14 protein-coding genes are annotated in these 15,850 nt (G+C 67.1%); 5 read left to right on the top strand and 9 right to left on the bottom strand.

Features of this window, described 5'->3' with window-relative positions:
- Positions 1–46: 46 nt before the first annotated feature.
- Genes V1Y59_RS11060 through V1Y59_RS11050 form a run of 3 tightly spaced genes read right to left on the bottom strand, consistent with a single transcriptional unit; the run spans position 47 to position 3,182 of the window.
- Positions 47–1,051 (bottom strand): fumarylacetoacetate hydrolase family protein, encoded by a 1,005-nt coding sequence (locus V1Y59_RS11060; protein WP_330505013.1) that lies wholly within the window; start codon positions 1,049–1,051, stop codon positions 47–49.
- 26 nt (positions 1,052–1,077) lie between these two features.
- Positions 1,078–2,016 carry a VOC family protein gene (locus V1Y59_RS11055; protein WP_330505012.1) on the bottom strand — a complete coding sequence of 313 codons (939 nt, stop codon included), beginning with the start codon at positions 2,014–2,016 and terminating at the stop codon, positions 1,078–1,080.
- 29 nt (positions 2,017–2,045) lie between these two features.
- Positions 2,046–3,182: an FAD-dependent monooxygenase gene (locus tag V1Y59_RS11050; RefSeq protein ID WP_330505011.1), complete on the bottom strand. Its 1,137-nt coding sequence runs from the start codon at positions 3,180–3,182 to the stop codon at positions 2,046–2,048.
- Positions 3,183–3,300: 118 nt separating this feature from the next.
- Between V1Y59_RS11050 and V1Y59_RS11045 the strand changes: the two genes are divergently transcribed.
- The 3 genes from V1Y59_RS11045 to V1Y59_RS11035 are packed head-to-tail and all read left to right on the top strand — an operon-like array spanning position 3,301 to position 6,646.
- A complete protein-coding gene (locus V1Y59_RS11045; protein WP_330505010.1) occupies positions 3,301–4,272 on the top strand; it encodes a LysR family transcriptional regulator in 972 nt (323 codons plus the stop codon).
- Between the two features lie 50 nt (positions 4,273–4,322).
- The gene (locus V1Y59_RS11040; RefSeq protein WP_330505009.1) at positions 4,323–4,943 is read left to right on the top strand and encodes a TetR/AcrR family transcriptional regulator C-terminal domain-containing protein; all 621 of its coding nucleotides are present in this window, start codon (positions 4,323–4,325) and stop codon (positions 4,941–4,943) included.
- Positions 4,944–4,960: 17 nt separating this feature from the next.
- The gene (locus V1Y59_RS11035) at positions 4,961–6,646 is read left to right on the top strand and encodes an acyl-CoA dehydrogenase family protein (RefSeq protein WP_330505008.1); all 1,686 of its coding nucleotides are present in this window, start codon (positions 4,961–4,963) and stop codon (positions 6,644–6,646) included.
- 66 nt (positions 6,647–6,712) lie between these two features.
- Here the strand turns inward: V1Y59_RS11035 and V1Y59_RS11030 are convergent, their stop codons facing one another.
- From V1Y59_RS11030 to V1Y59_RS11005, 6 genes are all read right to left on the bottom strand, one after another.
- The gene (locus tag V1Y59_RS11030; RefSeq protein WP_330505007.1) at positions 6,713–7,936 is read right to left on the bottom strand and encodes a glycerate kinase family protein; all 1,224 of its coding nucleotides are present in this window, start codon (positions 7,934–7,936) and stop codon (positions 6,713–6,715) included.
- A 45-nt stretch (positions 7,937–7,981) separates the two neighbouring features.
- Positions 7,982–9,532, bottom strand: a complete 1,551-nt coding sequence (locus V1Y59_RS11025) for an SLC13 family permease (protein ID WP_330505006.1) — start codon at positions 9,530–9,532, stop codon at positions 7,982–7,984.
- Entirely contained in the window at positions 9,529–10,188 is a 660-nt protein-coding gene (locus V1Y59_RS11020) for a response regulator transcription factor (protein WP_330505005.1), read from the bottom strand. The genes V1Y59_RS11025 and V1Y59_RS11020 overlap by 4 nt, the downstream gene beginning before the upstream one ends.
- Entirely contained in the window at positions 10,185–11,591 is a 1,407-nt protein-coding gene (locus tag V1Y59_RS11015; RefSeq protein WP_330505167.1) for a sensor histidine kinase, read from the bottom strand. The genes V1Y59_RS11020 and V1Y59_RS11015 overlap by 4 nt, the downstream gene beginning before the upstream one ends.
- Before the next feature lie 274 nt (positions 11,592–11,865).
- On the bottom strand, positions 11,866–12,288 hold the full coding sequence (locus V1Y59_RS11010) for a hypothetical protein (protein WP_330505004.1): 423 nt from the start codon (positions 12,286–12,288) through the stop codon (positions 11,866–11,868).
- Positions 12,289–12,329: 41 nt separating this feature from the next.
- Complete coding sequence (locus V1Y59_RS11005) at positions 12,330–13,700, bottom strand: FAD-binding oxidoreductase (RefSeq protein WP_330505002.1); 1,371 nt, start codon at positions 13,698–13,700, stop codon at positions 12,330–12,332.
- A 125-nt stretch (positions 13,701–13,825) separates the two neighbouring features.
- On the opposite strand from V1Y59_RS11005, the gene V1Y59_RS11000 reads away from it, so the two are divergent.
- Both V1Y59_RS11000 and V1Y59_RS10995 read left to right on the top strand, forming a co-directional pair.
- Complete coding sequence (locus V1Y59_RS11000; protein ID WP_330505001.1) at positions 13,826–14,761, top strand: dioxygenase family protein; 936 nt, start codon at positions 13,826–13,828, stop codon at positions 14,759–14,761.
- 88 nt (positions 14,762–14,849) lie between these two features.
- Positions 14,850–15,836, top strand: a complete 987-nt coding sequence (locus tag V1Y59_RS10995) for a serine/threonine-protein kinase (RefSeq protein ID WP_330505000.1) — start codon at positions 14,850–14,852, stop codon at positions 15,834–15,836.
- The last annotated feature ends 14 nt before the right edge of the window (positions 15,837–15,850 follow it).

Below are 15,850 nucleotides of genomic sequence, written 5' to 3'. Positions count from 1 at the left end.
AGCATCGTCATGGGTTTGCCGGCAGCCGTCTGGCCGCGCACCTGACTCATCCAGGCACTGTGCTGGCTGCGAAGTGGGCGGCGCGCAGCGCGTCTCGGTCGCGAGCCCTCCGCGCCGCGGGCACACCCGGTGCGGCGCCACTGCGACCAACCACGGTGTTGGACAACGTGCCGATCCCCTCGACAGTGAGGGTCACGGAATCACCGGGTTGTAGCGGTGGCGGGTCAAGGCGGCCGCGTCGGCCCCAGAGTTCGGCGAGGCACCCCCCGTTGCCCATGGTTCCGGACCCGAGTACGTCGCCGGGTTCGACGCGCGAGTTACGTGATGCGTACGCGATCATCGCCGGAAACGTCCAGCCCATGTTCTGCAGGACATCTCGCCCGACCTCGACGCCGTTGACCTCGGCCACACACCCGAGGGCCAGAAATCCCTCCGCGTCGGTACGGTCATCGAACTCGTCGGCGGTGACCAACACCGGGCCGATCGTGTTCGCAAAGTCCTTGCCCTTGGCCGGACCGAGTCCCACCTGCATCTCGCGGCGTTGGATGTCGCGGGCCGACCAGTCGTTGAGGATGGTGTAGCCGAAGATGTGCTCGCCGGCCTCCTTCACCGACAGGTCGCTTCCGGCGCGGCCGATGACAGCAGCGACCTCGAGTTCGAAGTCGAGCTGTTCACATCTGTCCGGGATGGTGACTGCGGCGTTCGGACCGGAAATGGTGTGCGGATTGGTGAAATAGAAATGCGGCGCGTCATACCACGCATCGGGCACACCGGACTCGCCTTGCATGCTGGCCCGGACACCCTCGACATGCTCGGCGAAGGTGACGAAGTCGCGAATGGTGGTCGGCTGCAGGGGCGCATCGAAGACGAGACCCTCGTCCGGCAGGACGGTCTCCTGCTGAATCGCCCGGGACCCGATCGCGATGGCCTCGGCAAGGCCAGATCGGACGAGATCCAAGACAGCGACACCGGGAATCGGATGCCACCCGGCGTCGGACTCGACGACGGCGGATCGATGTCCCTCGGATTGCAGTACGGTGCCGAAACGCATGTGGTTGCTACTTTCTGAGCTTCAGGTCAGACGGGCGGAGCGACGAACAGACCTTTGTCCACGTCATTGAAGGACTTGGCGGCCACGAACTCGTCCATGGCGTTGGCCGTCCCCCACTGGTCGCTGACGGCCGGGTCGGAGAAGTCGTAGACATGGGGATGCCACGTGTCTTCTTCGAGGACTTCGAGTTCGGTGGTGTATTCCATGGTGTTGCCGTTGGGGTCGAGGAAGTAGGAGAAGGTGTTGTTGCCGGCCTGGTGCCGGCCGGGTCCCCAGATCTTCTCCACGCCGCCGCGCAGCATGCGTCCGGTTCCGCGCATGTACTCGTCGATGCCGCGCATCTCGAACGAGGCGTGATGGAGCGCAGGATGCGGTCCTCGCGCGATCGCCATGGAGTGATGCCAGTTGTTGGTCCGCATGAACCACATCATCTTTCCCATCCGCGGGTGCATCAGGATGTCGGAGACCTGGAACCCGAAGTTCTTCTCGTAGAAGGCGACTGTGCTCTCGGGGTCGGTGCTGTTGACGACGACGTGCGAGAGCTTGACCGGGATGGATTCGCCCTCCTCGATCTTGCGGTGTGCGCGCGGGGCCACGTCAGCGGAGACCTCGATGGTGCGGCCCTCGTTGTCGAAGAATCGGAATCCATAACCGCCGCCGGGTGTTTGCAGATCGCGGGGTTCGCCGACCACCTGCACGCCGCCACGTCCCAGCCGCTCCGCAAGTGCATCGACTGCGTCGGCGTCTGCGACCCCGTAGGAGATGAGGTCGAGACGTTTGTCGGCGTCCTTGCGGATACGGACGATGTAGGACTCGGGCGATCCCTCGGCAGCGAGATAGGTGACGTCACCGTCGCTTCCGGCAACGGACAGGCCCCACTGCTCGGTGTAGAAGGAGAGTTGCTTCTCGTAGTCGGGCACGGCGAGCGCCACGTGTCGTAGATGGGTGAATGCGTAGTCGGTCATGGTCATGTCTCCCTGTGTGGGCTGGATGGTCAGGCGGGCGCGCTGACGAGCGCCGCGATGCGTCCCATCAGGCCGGGGACGTCGGCGGCCGGGTCGTTGTCGAGCATCCACTGTCCGAGTTGCAGTGACCCGTTGACGACCGCTCCGGCGCGCGGGAGTCGGCGTTCGTGGAAAGTGCGCCACAGATCGGCGCCGACGGGCATGCTGACGAGCAGTTCGGCCAGCACAGCGGCATCCTCGAGTGCCTGCGCGCCGCCCTGGGCGAGGGTGGGCGGGCACACATGAGCCGCATCACCTATCAGCACAACCCGACCACGGTTCCATGGCTCCTCGAGCAGGTGGGACTCGAACCAGGTGTAGTTGATGCGGGAGGCGTCGGTGATGAGGGCGCGGATGTCGTCCCACGGGCCGTGGTAGTGCTCGGCGAGGGATCGCATGATCTCGAGCCGCTCGACGTCGCTGAGTCCGGAGCGGTCCTGCGCATCTTCGACGATGTAGGCGTACATCGAATCCTCGCCCGTCGGGCAGTATCCGGCGATGTAGCCAATCCCGCCGTAGTAGAGGTCGGTGCGGGTGATCGACTCCGGTCGTGAGCACAGCACCCGCCAGATCCCCATGCCGGTCGGGGCCGGCTCGACGTCGATACCCAGGGCACGCCGTGTCGCGGACTTGACGCCGTCCGCGCCGATCACGACGTCATAGCGTCCGCGCGACCCATCCGAGAACTCGACGTCGACGCCATCCGCGTCCTGACCGAGCGTCGTCACCTCCGTGGAGAAGCGGGACTTGACTCCGGCCAGATCGGCAGCTTCACGCAGCATCGCCGCCAGCACCGGACGCTCCATGCCCATCGCCGCGGGGAGGTCCGGCCCACCGGTCTTGGCGTCGGGCATCTCGACGATCAGGGTGCCGTTGTCATCAGGGGCGCGGATGCCGAGGGTGTCGAAACCATAGCCATGCTCGGCCACCTCGTCCCACACACCGAGGTGCGAGAGCACCCGCAACGCGTTGCCCTGCAAAGTGATACCCGATCCGCTCGCACGTTCTCGAGGCTGTGATTCGACGATGTCGACCGCTACTCCTGCCTTGGCGAGCAGAATCGCCGCAGCGCAGCCGGCGATCCCGGAGCCGGCCACGAGGACCGACGTCGCTGTGTCCTGAGTCATTGAGGTTGTTCTCCCGAGTGGTGGTGGTCACGTGACCGATGACGTGGTGTCACCACTCTGCGGTGTGCATCACAATAAGTGAAGACGCTATTGCTGATGCTCGGCATAAACTTCATTTATGGAAATCGATGACGACACCAGGCCAAATCAGCCACGAGACGGCGAGCCGACCCGTTCGCTGTCGAATCTCGACCTCAACATGCTCGTCACGCTCGACGCCGTGCTTCAGCACCAGAGCGTCACGCGGGCCGCCGAGCAACTCGGCATCACCCAGCCCGCGGTCTCGGCAACACTCCGACGACTCCGACGCCATTTCGCCGACGAGTTGCTCTACCGAGCCGGGGCGCGGTACCGGCTCACCGCCCTCGCGGCCGACCTCCGGCCCCGCACCCGAGTCGCACTCGAAGGCGTAGAACGCGTCTTCAACAGCCGATCCGGACTCGACGTCGGCGACACGATCCGCGAATTCGCTATTCTCACAAGTGATTACGCGACCTCACTGATCGGCGAGGCGGTGGTCAGGAATCTGCTCGACAAGGCACCTCATGCTCGCATCCGCATCATTCCGACCAGCCCCGAACTGGTCGTCCGCGCCGAACAGGTGCTCACCGAACGTGACCTGCTCCTGGTCCCGCACGGATTCGTGTACGACCTCCCCAACGAAGAACTCTTCCGTGATGAGTGGGCGATCGTGATGGACGCCGACAATCCCATTGCCGCGACCGGACCAACGGTCGACGACCTGAAGACGCTGCCCTGGGTGCTCGTGTACCACGACGCGGCGGCGTCGACCCCCGCCGCCAGGCAACTCCGCATGCTCGGCATCGAGCCACGTGCGCAGGTCGTGACCGAGTCGTTCCTGACTGTGCCGGCTCTACTCGCGCACAGTGATCGAATCTCGCTGCTGCCGACGCTCATGCTGGAGGCTATTCCCGAGGAGCACAACCTGATAGCGCACCCGCCGCCCGTGCCGCTCGAACCTCTGGTTCAGGCGATGTGGTGGCATCCCATTCACGATCGTGAGCCCGAACATCAACTATTGCGGGATGTAGTCCGGTCTGCAGTGGGCGACGTGATCGGCGGGTCATAGTGCTCATGTTCTTGTTTGTCATACAAACAAGAACATGAGACGATGTTTGAGTGACCAACCCCGCACGCGCCACCCGCGACGCCGGCAAAGCCACCCGGCAGACCTTGCTGCGCGCTGCCGCCGAGGTGTTCGCCGAACAGGGTGAGACGGCGCCGGTGGCAAAGATTTGCCGGCGCGCGGAGGCACACCCGAACCAGGTCACCTACTACTTCGGCTCCAAGGACCAGCTCTTCGTCGAGGTCGCATGCCACGCGGTACTGCGCGCAGGTCGTCACGCCGAGGAGGCGGCCGCCCTCGCGACAACCGTCGGCGAGTACACCACCGCACTCATCTCAACCCTCCTCGGCCCCGAGGCACGCAACGTCGAACTGTTCACGACCGCCATGTCGATGTCGTCGCGGCGGACCGATCTGCGACCGCAGATCAGCGAGACGCTGAGCGTCCTGCATGAGCGTGGCCAGGACGCTCTCATGCGCACCTTGGTGCGCACCGGCTGGCAGTTGCGCGCGTCCATCGACGTCGAAGCAAAAGCGTTCTGGTCAGCCATCTTCGGCCTCGTCATCCAGCAGGCCGCCGCGGGAGAGCATCTCGGCTACTCGCTCGAGGAGGCTGTCGCCGTCGTCTTCACGAACCTGCAGATCCCCGATACCGTCCTCCAGCACGCGATCTGACCAGCGAAAGGTAACCCATGACGCACGTCAGCGAGACCACCACACATCCGCAACCACATCTCACCCACACCGTCCTCAACCAGTCCGCACCTCGCGTCGACATCAACGAGTTCGAGCTGAACACCGTTCTCGTCGAGGCCATCCGACGCCACGATGCCGGCTGGGCCGAGGACGAGCTGACGGAGATCGGCCAACTCGTCGGGAGCGCACAGTTCCAGCACGACGCGCACCTGGCCAACACCATCACCCCGGTCCTGCACACGCATGACCGGTGGGGCAACCGGATCGACGAGGTCGAGTACCACCCGTCGTATCACCGGATCATCGAGGCGTCGGTGGCGCACGGATCGCACACCCGCTGTTGGGCCGATCCGCAGCCGGGATCGCACGTCGCCCGTGCGGCCGGGTTCATGCTGTTCGGCCAGATCGAGCCGGGCCACGCCTGCCCGGTCTCCATGACCCACGCGGTGATCCCGTCGCTGGAACTGCAGCCCGACGTCGCCGCCAAGTGGGTTCCGAAGGCGCTGTCGCGCAGCTACTCCCCCGATCTGTCCGCCACCAAGGAGTCGGCGATCTTCGGGATGTCGATGACCGAGAAGCAGGGCGGCTCCGACGTGCGCGCCAACACCACGGTGGCGAAACCGGTCGGCCGCGGCGGACCCGGCGCCGACTATCTGCTGACCGGCCACAAGTGGTTCTGCTCGGCACCGATGTCGGACGCGTTCCTGGTCCTCGCCCAGGCGCAAGGCCCAGGCGGTGAAGGACTCTCGTGCTTCCTGTTGCCCCGCGTCCTACCCGACGGCACCCGCAACGTCTTCCGCATCCAACGCCTGAAGGACAAGCTGGGCAACAAGTCCAACGCGTCGTCGGAGATCGAACTGGATGGCACCGTTGCGATCATGGTCGGCGAACCCGGCCGGGGCGTGCGCACCATCATCGAGATGGTCGCGCAGACCCGCCTCGACTGCGTACTCGGCAGCGCGGCCGGCATGCGGCAGTCCGTCGCGGAGGCCGTCTGGCACGCACGGCATCGCGCCGCATTCGGGGCGACCCTGGCCGACCAGCCCGCGATGACCGCCGTACTCGCCGACCTCGCATTGGAATCCGAGGCCGCCACCGTCACCGCGATGCGGCTGGCCCGCGCCCACGACGAGGACGCCACCGACCAGGAGAAGGCGTTCCGGCGGCTCGCCACCGCGGTCGCCAAGTACTGGATCTGCAAACGCGGACCCCACCACGCCTACGAGTCGCTGGAGTGCCTGGGCGGCAACGGATACACTGAGGCCTTCCCGCTCGCGATGCGCTACCGCGAACAACCCGTGATGGCGGTGTGGGAAGGTTCCGGCAACGTGATCGCCCTCGATGTGCTGCGTGCGATGACCCGCGAACCGGAATCCATCGCCGCCTTCGACGCCGAGATCAGCCAGGCACTGGGTGCGAACCGCACCCTGGATCTGCATCTCGAACGCCTCCGCGATCAGCTGGGGGAACTCGCCCGCATGGATGCCGGCTCGGCGCAGCGTCGGGCGCGCGGCGTTGTCGAGTCGATGGCGCTCGCGCTGGAAGCATCACTGCTGGTGCGGTTCTCGCCGTCGGTGGTGTCGGATGCGTTCATCGCCGCGCGACTCGGTGACGATCGCGCGTTCGAGTACGGGGCGCTGCCGGACGGCGCCGACCTCGCTTCGATTCTGGAGCGGCACTGAGGGTTACCCTTCGTGGCGCATCGCTCGTACCTCGCGAGGCTCCTCAGGGACCAAGGGTGGTGCCCCTCAGGACGCCTTCTTGCGCCGCTTGTGACCACTGCGCGCCGAGACCGCGCCACCCAGCAGGATCATCCGCATGGTGCGCTCGGCCGCATCGGCCAGCAGTTCGGCGCCGTTGGCGACCGCTTCGGACAGCGGCATCGGCACCGCGATGATGGACGCGATCGCCGCGATCCCGACGTCGTGCACCGACGGCGCTCCTTCGCCGAGCGATCCGGCCAACGCCAGCACGGGAACACCGTGACGCTGCGCGCGGCGTGCGACCTCGGCAGGCACCTTGCCGTGCGGGGTTTGGAAGTCGATGGAACCCTCGGCGGTGATCACCAGGTCCGCCTTACGGATTCGCCGATCGAGGTCGATTCCCGACAGCCCGGAGTCCAGCAGCGCGTCGAACCGCGAGCGCAGGACTGCACCGATGCCGCCGGCCAGACCGGCGCCCAGGCCACCGGATGCCCCGGTTCCCATTCCGGTGCGCAGATCAGCGCCCGGTGCGCCACCGTGGCGTTCTAGGACAGTCGCCCAGTTGTCCAGTGCGTCCGACAGTTCCTGCACCTGTTCCGGCGACGCGCCCTTCTGCGGACCGAACACCCGCGCGACGCCCTGCGGGCCGGTGAGTACGTTGTGCGGGTTGCAGGCCAACACCACCTCCACCTCGGCGAGGCGTCGATGGATGCCGGAGGTGTCCAATCCTCGACCGAACGCGAGTTCATAACCACCCGAGCCGATCTCCCGCCCGTCGGCGTCAAGAATCCGCGCGCCCAGCGCCTGCAGCGCCCCGGCGCCCCCGTCACATGTGCCGGAGTCGCCGCACCCGACGAGGATTCTCGCCACCCCGGCGTCCAGCGCAGCCGCGATCAGTTCACCCACCCCGTAGGTCGTGGTGGCGCCGGGATCGCGCTGATCCCGAGGCACCAGAGACAGACCGGCTGCCGAGGCCATCTCGACCACCGCGATCCGCGAGTCACGCGGTCCGATTTCGGCCCACTGCGCACGCACCGGCAGTCCGGTCGGCCCGGTCACCGTCTGCTCGTGGAGACGACCGCCGGCGGCATCGGCGAGGATACGTGCGGTCCCCTCACCACCGTCGGCGATCGGGGCGACGTCGATCCGCACGCCGGGCAGGGTACGTCGGATGCCGGCGCAGATCGCCGACGCCACCGAGTCGGCGTCGAGGCTCTCCTTGAAGCCGCTGGGAGCCACCAGAATACGCTGCGGTACGGAAATGGGCATGGGTTCCTCCAGGGGTGACGGGACGAGCGATGATTTGTCGGCAGATCAGGAAGCGAGCAAGGGCAGACCGAGTGCCGGCCACACCCAGAAGGCGAATGCGAGCAGGAGCCCGAGCGAGATCGGCGCCAACACGGCGGCGAGGCTGAGCAGGTGGCGACTGTCATAGCCGGGGACGGTCTCCGAGGCGGCGAACATCGCGACGGGCTTCGCCGAACTGGTGAAGGTGATGCAGAAACCTGCTGCGGCAGTGGAGATGAACGCGGCCGCTGCCGGGTCGACGCCGACCAGCGGAGCGGTCGCCACCACGATGGGCACCAGGACCGCAGACCGGGCGGACCGCGACTGCATCACCAGGTGGGCGGCGAGCGAGATCACCACCACGACGACCACGAAGGAAATCGCACCGGCCGGGCCCTGATCTCGGATCGACCCGAACGCCTGATCGGCGAGCCATTGCGCTGCACCGGTTTCCGACAGGGCGACACCGAGCGCGATGGTCGCCGCCATGAACAGCAACAGCGTCCAGGGGATGGTCTTGACCGCCGCCGGCATGGTCGTCGCCCCGACCGCCGGTGCCGTCGCCACCAGTGCGCCGAGCATGGCGACGATCGCCGGGGAGAGACCGTGGACGGATTCCGTGCACCACAACACGATCACGACGCCGAGAGTCCACAGCAGACGACGCTGCGGCGTCGAGAACGGTCCATGGATCGGTGCGGCGGTGATCGCTCCGACCGCCTCGCGTGTGATGCGGAGCGGCGTCGCTCTTTCGGCATGGTTGGTGAAGATCCACAGCGCGACCTCGGCGGCCAGATGCGACCAGAGGATCGCGAGCGGCATCCCGAGCATCGCCCAGGTCAGATAGTCGATGCCGGAACCAATGGTGGTGTCGAGGATCTGGCTGGTGATGAGGTGCGCGCCCGCGCCGAGGAGAGAACCGATGGCGGAGAACAGGATCACCGCGGGGAACACCAGTGCGAGACACAACACCAGACGCGCCCGGTCCCGTAGGACCGCGGCAAGGGCGAGGAACACCGGTAGCGCGATGGCCGCACGCCCCGACGTCGACGGGATCGCGAACGTGGTGATCAGCAGCGCGAGAGTGACGAGGTGGACCAGGTGGCGGGGTGTTCGCGCCCATGTCAGGACTCGTGCCGACAGGCGCGCCGACAGCCCGGATGCCGTGATCGCCGCTGCGATGACGAACGCACCCACCATCAGCCAGATGAGTTCGGAACCGAGTGTCTCGGTGAAGGTCTCGGTGTCGACGGCACCGACCACGACGAGTGCGAGCGCCGCCCCCAGGGCCACGTAGGTGTCGTCGATGGAAGCGAAGATCCACATCCACACGGCGACGACGAACACCAGCAGGGTGACGACCGCGTCGATGTCCAGGTCGCCACGCCATCCCGCACCGAGTACATACCCGGCCAGGACGACGGCGATGGCAGCACCCAGGCCGGCACGGACGCCGTGTGCGGTGATCTTTGGGCGGCGACGCGGTGCGGTGTGGTCCGGTATCGGTTGCCGGCGCAGCGTTCTCGGACGGTACGACTGCGCTCTCGGCGGAGATGTCGAGTACTCGGTGATGGTCATCGCAGCCGGTATCCCATGCCGCGGACGGTCTCGAGGCGCTGCGTCCCGATCTTGGCGCGCAGTGCGCGGACGTACACGTCGACCACGTTGGATGCCGGGTCGAAGTCGTAACCCCACACGTGTCCGAGGATCTGTTCACGCGACAGGACCTGGTCGGGGTGCCGGAGAAACACCTCGAGCAACGCGAACTCGCGTGCGGTGAGGTCGACGGCCGCGTCACCCACATGGGCTCGGCGGGAACGCAGGTCCAGACGTAGATCTCCCAGGGAGAGTGCGGATTCGGACCCCGCACCGGTGTCCGCGACGAGACGCAGACGCACCCGCGCCAGCAGTTCGGCGAACTGGAACGGCTTGGTCATGTAATCGTTGGCGCCGCCCTCGAGACCGGCGACTGTGTCGGTCACGCTGTCACGGGCGGTCAGCACCACCACCGGGGTGGCGACGCCTTCGCCGCGCATCTGGCGGAGCACAGTGAATCCGTCCATGCCGGGCAATCCGATGTCGAGGATGACCATGTCGAACGATCCGTCGCGCGCCATCATGAGTGCCGTGTCGCCGTCGGCGACGTGCTCGACGGAGTAGCCGGCAGCACGCAGACCCTTGCCCACGAAGGACGCGATGTGGTGGTCGTCCTCGGCGATCAGTATGCGGCTCATCGATTCACCTCGGGTCCGGGCGTCGGTGTGACGTACAGGGTCTGAGGATCCGGCGACGGTAGATCGAGACCGAAGGTCGCTCCCTCCCCGGGTACGCTGCGCACCCAGGCCGAACCGTGGTGGGCGTCGGCGATGGCCCGGACGATAGCCAGTCCCAGTCCTGCCCCGGAACGGTTGGCGCTGCCGGTGCGGTCGGCACCGCGCTGGAACCGCTCGAAGATCGCGGCGGCGTCCTCCTGTCGGACACCGGGTCCCTCGTCGGTGATCCAGATCGAGAACCGTCGCCGCTCACCCTCGCCGACAAAGCGTGACCCGAGTCGGATCGTGGAGTCGTCCTCGGTGTGCGACACAGCATTCGCCGCGAGCTGCACCATGGCCTGGGTGATCCGTTCCGGATCGACCCGGCAGCTGCCTTCGGCGAGTTCCATGAGAAGCCAACGACGGTCGCCGATCGTCTGCACCTTCGATTCGATGTCGAGGACGAGTCCCGCCGCATCGACGGACCGCGCGACGACGAAGTCGGGTTGCTCGGCCTTGGCCAGCATCAGCAGATCACTGACGATGCGGCCCATCCGGACCAGCTCGCTGTCCACGAGGGCGAGCGTGGCGCGTCGCTCCTCGGGGTCGTCGGACAGCAGTTCGAGGTGTCCCCGCACGATCGTGATCGGTGTCCGCAGTTCGTGTCCGGCGTCATCGACGAACTGACGCTGCGTCATGTACGCCTGCTCGATGCGGTCGAGCATCTCGTTGAACGTCGCCGCAAGCGCGGCCACGTCATCGCGGCCGACCACCGGGACGCGAGCAGTCAGGTCGTTCTTGCCGATGTCGGCAGCCACTCGACGCACCGTGCGTACAGGTGCCAGGATGCGTCCGGCGACGAAGTAGGCGATGCCGGTGGTCAGGACCAGGCCGCCCAGGCCGACGATCGCGATCGTGCGCATGGTGCGATCGACCAGTTCGCGTGCCTGGTCGGTGAACACCGCCACGACGAAGATTCCGCTGCCACCTTGGACGTTGTCGATCTGGACCCGGCCCCAACGCATCGGTCCGGCGGAGGTGTCCATCACCCCACCCGATGCCGCTGCGCCGGTGATCGTGGCCAAGAGCGTGGGATCGGTGAACAACGGTCCGGGCTCCCCCGGCCCCTGGATCACCTGATCGCCGACGACGCCGGCCATCACCTCACCGGGGACCGGTGATTGCCGGGCCATGTACACCTCGAGCATCCGCGTCACGGAGGTGAACGGTTGCGAGGTGGTGGGGTCGACGCCTTCGGCGGCGAAGGTGCGGAACTCGTCGACCTCTTGAGTGACATCACCGTTCGCGCGGACGTCCGCGTCGCGGAGCAGCAGGTTGCGCGCGGTCAGCGTGACCACGACCAGGACGACGAAGGTGGTGAGCATGATCCACGCGGCGATCCGCCAGCGTGCCGGCAACGCCGCACCTGTGCGGAATCGACGACGGGTGCCCGCCTCGGCTGTGAGTGTCGACGGCTCCGACGGGAAGTCCGGTCCAGCGGGTTCCGGGAGTCCGGGCTCGCTCAGCGGTGGCTCTGGTGACCGTTGCCCGCCAGCCGCTGCCGTGTCGCCGGCGGGTGTCGCGGATGACTCCACGTCGCTCCACGCAAGCGGCCGAGTGTGTTCGGTCGGCTGCGGGAAACGTTCGGTGGGAGTCGGATCAGTCATCGTCGCCGGCATCATCATCGTCGATGTCGTCGGTGCCGTCGTCCAGGTCGTCATCCGCGTCGTCGTCGAAGTCGTCCACAGGGGGCGCGGGATTCTGGGGCGCGGGATTCTGAGGCGCGGGGCGATCGTCCCAGTCGTCGTCTCCCCAGTCGTCAGTTCGGTCGTCGTCATCGCGGTCGACGACGCGTGGCGCCGGGGGCGCCTGCGGAACCGGGGGTGCGGCGGGAGTGCTGCTGGTGGGTTCAGGCGGCACGCTGACCACCACCGGCGAGGGATCGAGGTCGGGTCCGGGTGACCGGGTCAGGACAAAGCCGGCGACGACGGCGACAGCGGCCGCACCGATCACGACGAGTGCGACGAGGGGGCGGGTGATGTTCATGATCACAACCATGAACGGTGTGCGTGATTCGTTCATGAGGGGAAGATGAAGCTTTTTTCATCTACCGTTTTCCCAGCTCAGAGGATCACTCCCGGGTTGAGCAGTCCGTGTGGGTCGAGGGCGTTCTTGATGGTCGCAGTGAGGTCCATGACGTCGTCGCCGACCTGGTTCGGCAGCCAGCCCTTCTTGAGTCGACCCACCCCGTGCTCGCCGGTGATGGTGCCGCCGAGCGAGATGGCGAGGTCCATGATCTCCCCGAACGCGAGCTGCGCCCGGTCGTGTTCGTCGGTGTCGGCGGGGTCGAACACGATCAGCGGATGGGTGTTGCCGTCCCCGGCATGTGCGATCACGGAGATCATCACCCGGCGCTCGGAAGCGATCGCCGCGACGCCGTCGATCAGCGCCGGGAGCTGCGGTAACGCGACCCCGACGTCTTCGAGCAGTAGTGAGCCCAGCTTCTCCACCGCCGGGATGGCCGCTCGTCGTGCGGCAGTGAAGGCCTCCCCCTCCTGAGGGTCGTCGGTGGCGAACACCTCGGCGGCACCGTGCTCGGCGAACGCACGCTCGATGATCTCGACCTCTGCGGCGCCGGCCGGGCCGGGCGCATCCGATTGCGCCACCACCAGCGCGCCGGCCTGCCGGTCGAGGCCCATCCGCAGCATGTCCTCGACGGCGTTGATGGACACCGAATCCATGAACTCCAGCATCGCCGGGCGGATCTGCGCGGTGATCGCCAGGACCGCCTCACTCGCCTGGTGCACCGAGGCGAAACTGCCGACGACCGTGCACGCCGGAGCCTGGGGTGGCAGCAGCCGCAGAGTGACCTCGGTGACGATGCCGAGCACCCCTTCGCTGCCGACGAACAGCTTGGTCAGCGGCAGTCCGGCCGAGTCCTTGAGTTGTTTGCCGCCGAGGCGCATCGCGCGGCCGTCGGCCAGTACCACTTCGAGGCCGAGCACGTAGTCGGTGGTGACGCCGTATTTCACGCAACACAGCCCGCCCGCGTTGGTGGCGACGTTGCCGCCGATCGAGCAGATCTCGAACGACGACGGGTCCGGCGGATACCACAGGCCATGGGCCGCGGCGGCCGCCTTCACCTCGGCATTGAACAGGCCCGGCTGCACCACCGCGGTTCGTGTCGCGGTATCGATGACGAGGCCGCGCATCTTCTCCGTCGACAACACCAGCGCGCCGTCGACGGCGGTCGACCCGCCCGACAGGCTCGTGCCCGCACCCCGAGTGACCAGCGGTACCCGGTGGTGGGCGCACCAGCGCACCACGGTCTGCACCTCTGCCGTCGTCGTCGGCCGCACCAGTGCCAACGGGGTACCGGCATCCGGGTCGAACGCGCGATCCTGCCGATACCCGCCGAGGATGTCGGGGTCGGTCACCACCATCCCGTCGGGCAGTTCGGCGATGAGCGAATCGGGGCTGATGACGTCGGTCATGTCCTCACTGTAGGCGGCAGCGGCGAACGGAACGGCCCGCTGCCGGTGGTCCGGAAAGGACGGTTCACAGGGACCGCACAGCGCTTTCCGGGACGAGCGGAACGTCCGCTTTGTACGTTGGCGACATGCGGCCCGAAACACATGACCACGACCGCGGACTGCGGTTCGACCTGCGAAATCTCAGTCGCCGACGCGCACTGATGTTGTTTGCGACCGGCGCCGTCGCGACCACCGCGGCGGCCTGCGGCAACGGCACATCCACCACCGGCGAATCGTCGACGTCGTCGGCGGCCGCGTCCGGCACATCGGGCACCGCACAGGGTTGTGCTCCCGCAGCTCCCGGTGAGACCGCCGGCCCCTACCCCGGCGACGGTTCCAACGGCCCCAACGTGCTGATCGCGTCCGGGATCGTCCGCAGCGACATCCGATCGAGTTTTGGCGACGCCTCCGGCACCGCCGAGGGCGTGCCCGCCACCCTGACGATCACCATGCAGGACCTGGTCGCCGACTGCTCGCCCGGCGAGGGCATGGCCGTCTACGTGTGGCATTGCGACCGCGCCGGCAACTACTCGATGTACAGCGACGACGTCGCCGACCAGAACTATCTGCGTGGCGTGCAGGTCGCCGACGCCGAGGGGGTCGTGCGGTTCACCACGATCTTCCCCGCCTGCTACGCGGGCCGCTGGCCGCACATCCACTTCGAGGTGTTCGACTCCCTGGAGCAGGCCGTCGCCGGTTCCGACGCCCGGCTCACCTCGCAGATCGCGCTCCCCGAGGACGCCTGCACCGCGGTGTTCGACCACGACAGCGGCTACACGCAGAGCGTGTCCAACATGTCGGACGTGACGTTGGCGTCCGACAACGTCTTCGGCGACGGGTGGGACGCGGAGCTGGCCACCGTCGAGGGCACACCCGCCGACGGCATGGACATCTCGATCACCATCGGCGTGGCCGCGCGGGAGGACAACCAGGCGAGTATGGGCGCCCCGCCCGCCGGGGGTGGCGGACCGGGCGGCCCCGGGGGTCCCGGTGGGCCGGGCGGGCCTCCGCCACCGGGGTGACGCTGCGGCGATCTGCCCCGTGACCCGGCACAATGGTCCGGGTGAACGATTTCCAAGCGCAGATCGTCGACGAGTAGCGGTCGACACGATGACCACGCCGCACCGCGCCGATCGGCGCACCCGCGACGACACCGATGTGGTGTTCGCCGCCGGTGACGTGGTGGCCGACCACCACATCGATGCCTTCCTGGGAAGCGGCAGCAGCGCCGAGGTGTACCGCGTCCACACCGCATCGCATCCGGAACCGCTTGCGCTCAAGGTGCTCCACACCCGATCCGCCGATCAGCAACGCATCCGTGAGCGTTTCGAACGGGAGTTCTCGATCGCCTCCCTGCTCGATCATCCCAACATCGTCCACATGCACGCCCGCGGTGAACTGGACATCGACGAACTCGGGGTCGACAACCGCACGCCCGCAACGGTTCTGTGGATGACGATGGAGTACGTGGCCGGGGTGTCGGCCAACGAACTCGTCGGACCGCACCCGACACAGGCCGAGGTCGCCGCAACCGTGGAGATCGGACGTCAGATCGCCGACGCCCTCGACTACGCGCACAGCTGCGAGGTGCTCCATCGAGATGTGAAGCCCGCCAACATCATCGTGTCCACGACTTCGACACCGACACGTGCGGTGCTGACGGATTTCGGGATCGCGCAATTGCTCGATGACGCGCGGCCACTCGCCCGCAACGGTCGCGTGCAGGGGTCGATCGCGTACGCCGCACCCGAATTGCTCACCGCCAGCAGGATCTCGCCGGCCACCGATCAGTATGCGTTGGCGGCAAGCTTGTTCGAGCTGCTCACCGGCGAACCCCCGTTCCCGCGGGCCACCGCGTTCGCCATCACCTACGCCCACCTGCACGACCCGATCCCACGCCTCACCAAGACCCAGCCGTGGCTGCCGTCGGCGTTGAACTCGGTGTTCGCCAAGGCTCTCGCCAAGAACCCCGCCGACCGGTACCCGACGTGTGCAGAGTTCACCGACATCGTCCGGCGCGCGCTCCTCGACGTGCCGGTGCCGACGCCCCAGCGTCGTCGGTGGTGGTTGCGGCGGGCGAAGCCGTTGGTGGAGTAGACGAAGCTGGTTTT

The organism is Gordonia prachuapensis (assembly GCF_036350515.1).
Lineage (GTDB): Bacteria > Actinomycetota > Actinomycetes > Mycobacteriales > Mycobacteriaceae > Gordonia > Gordonia prachuapensis.
Note: the sequence above shows the minus strand (reverse complement) of the source record. Positions and strands in the feature narration are given on the sequence as shown.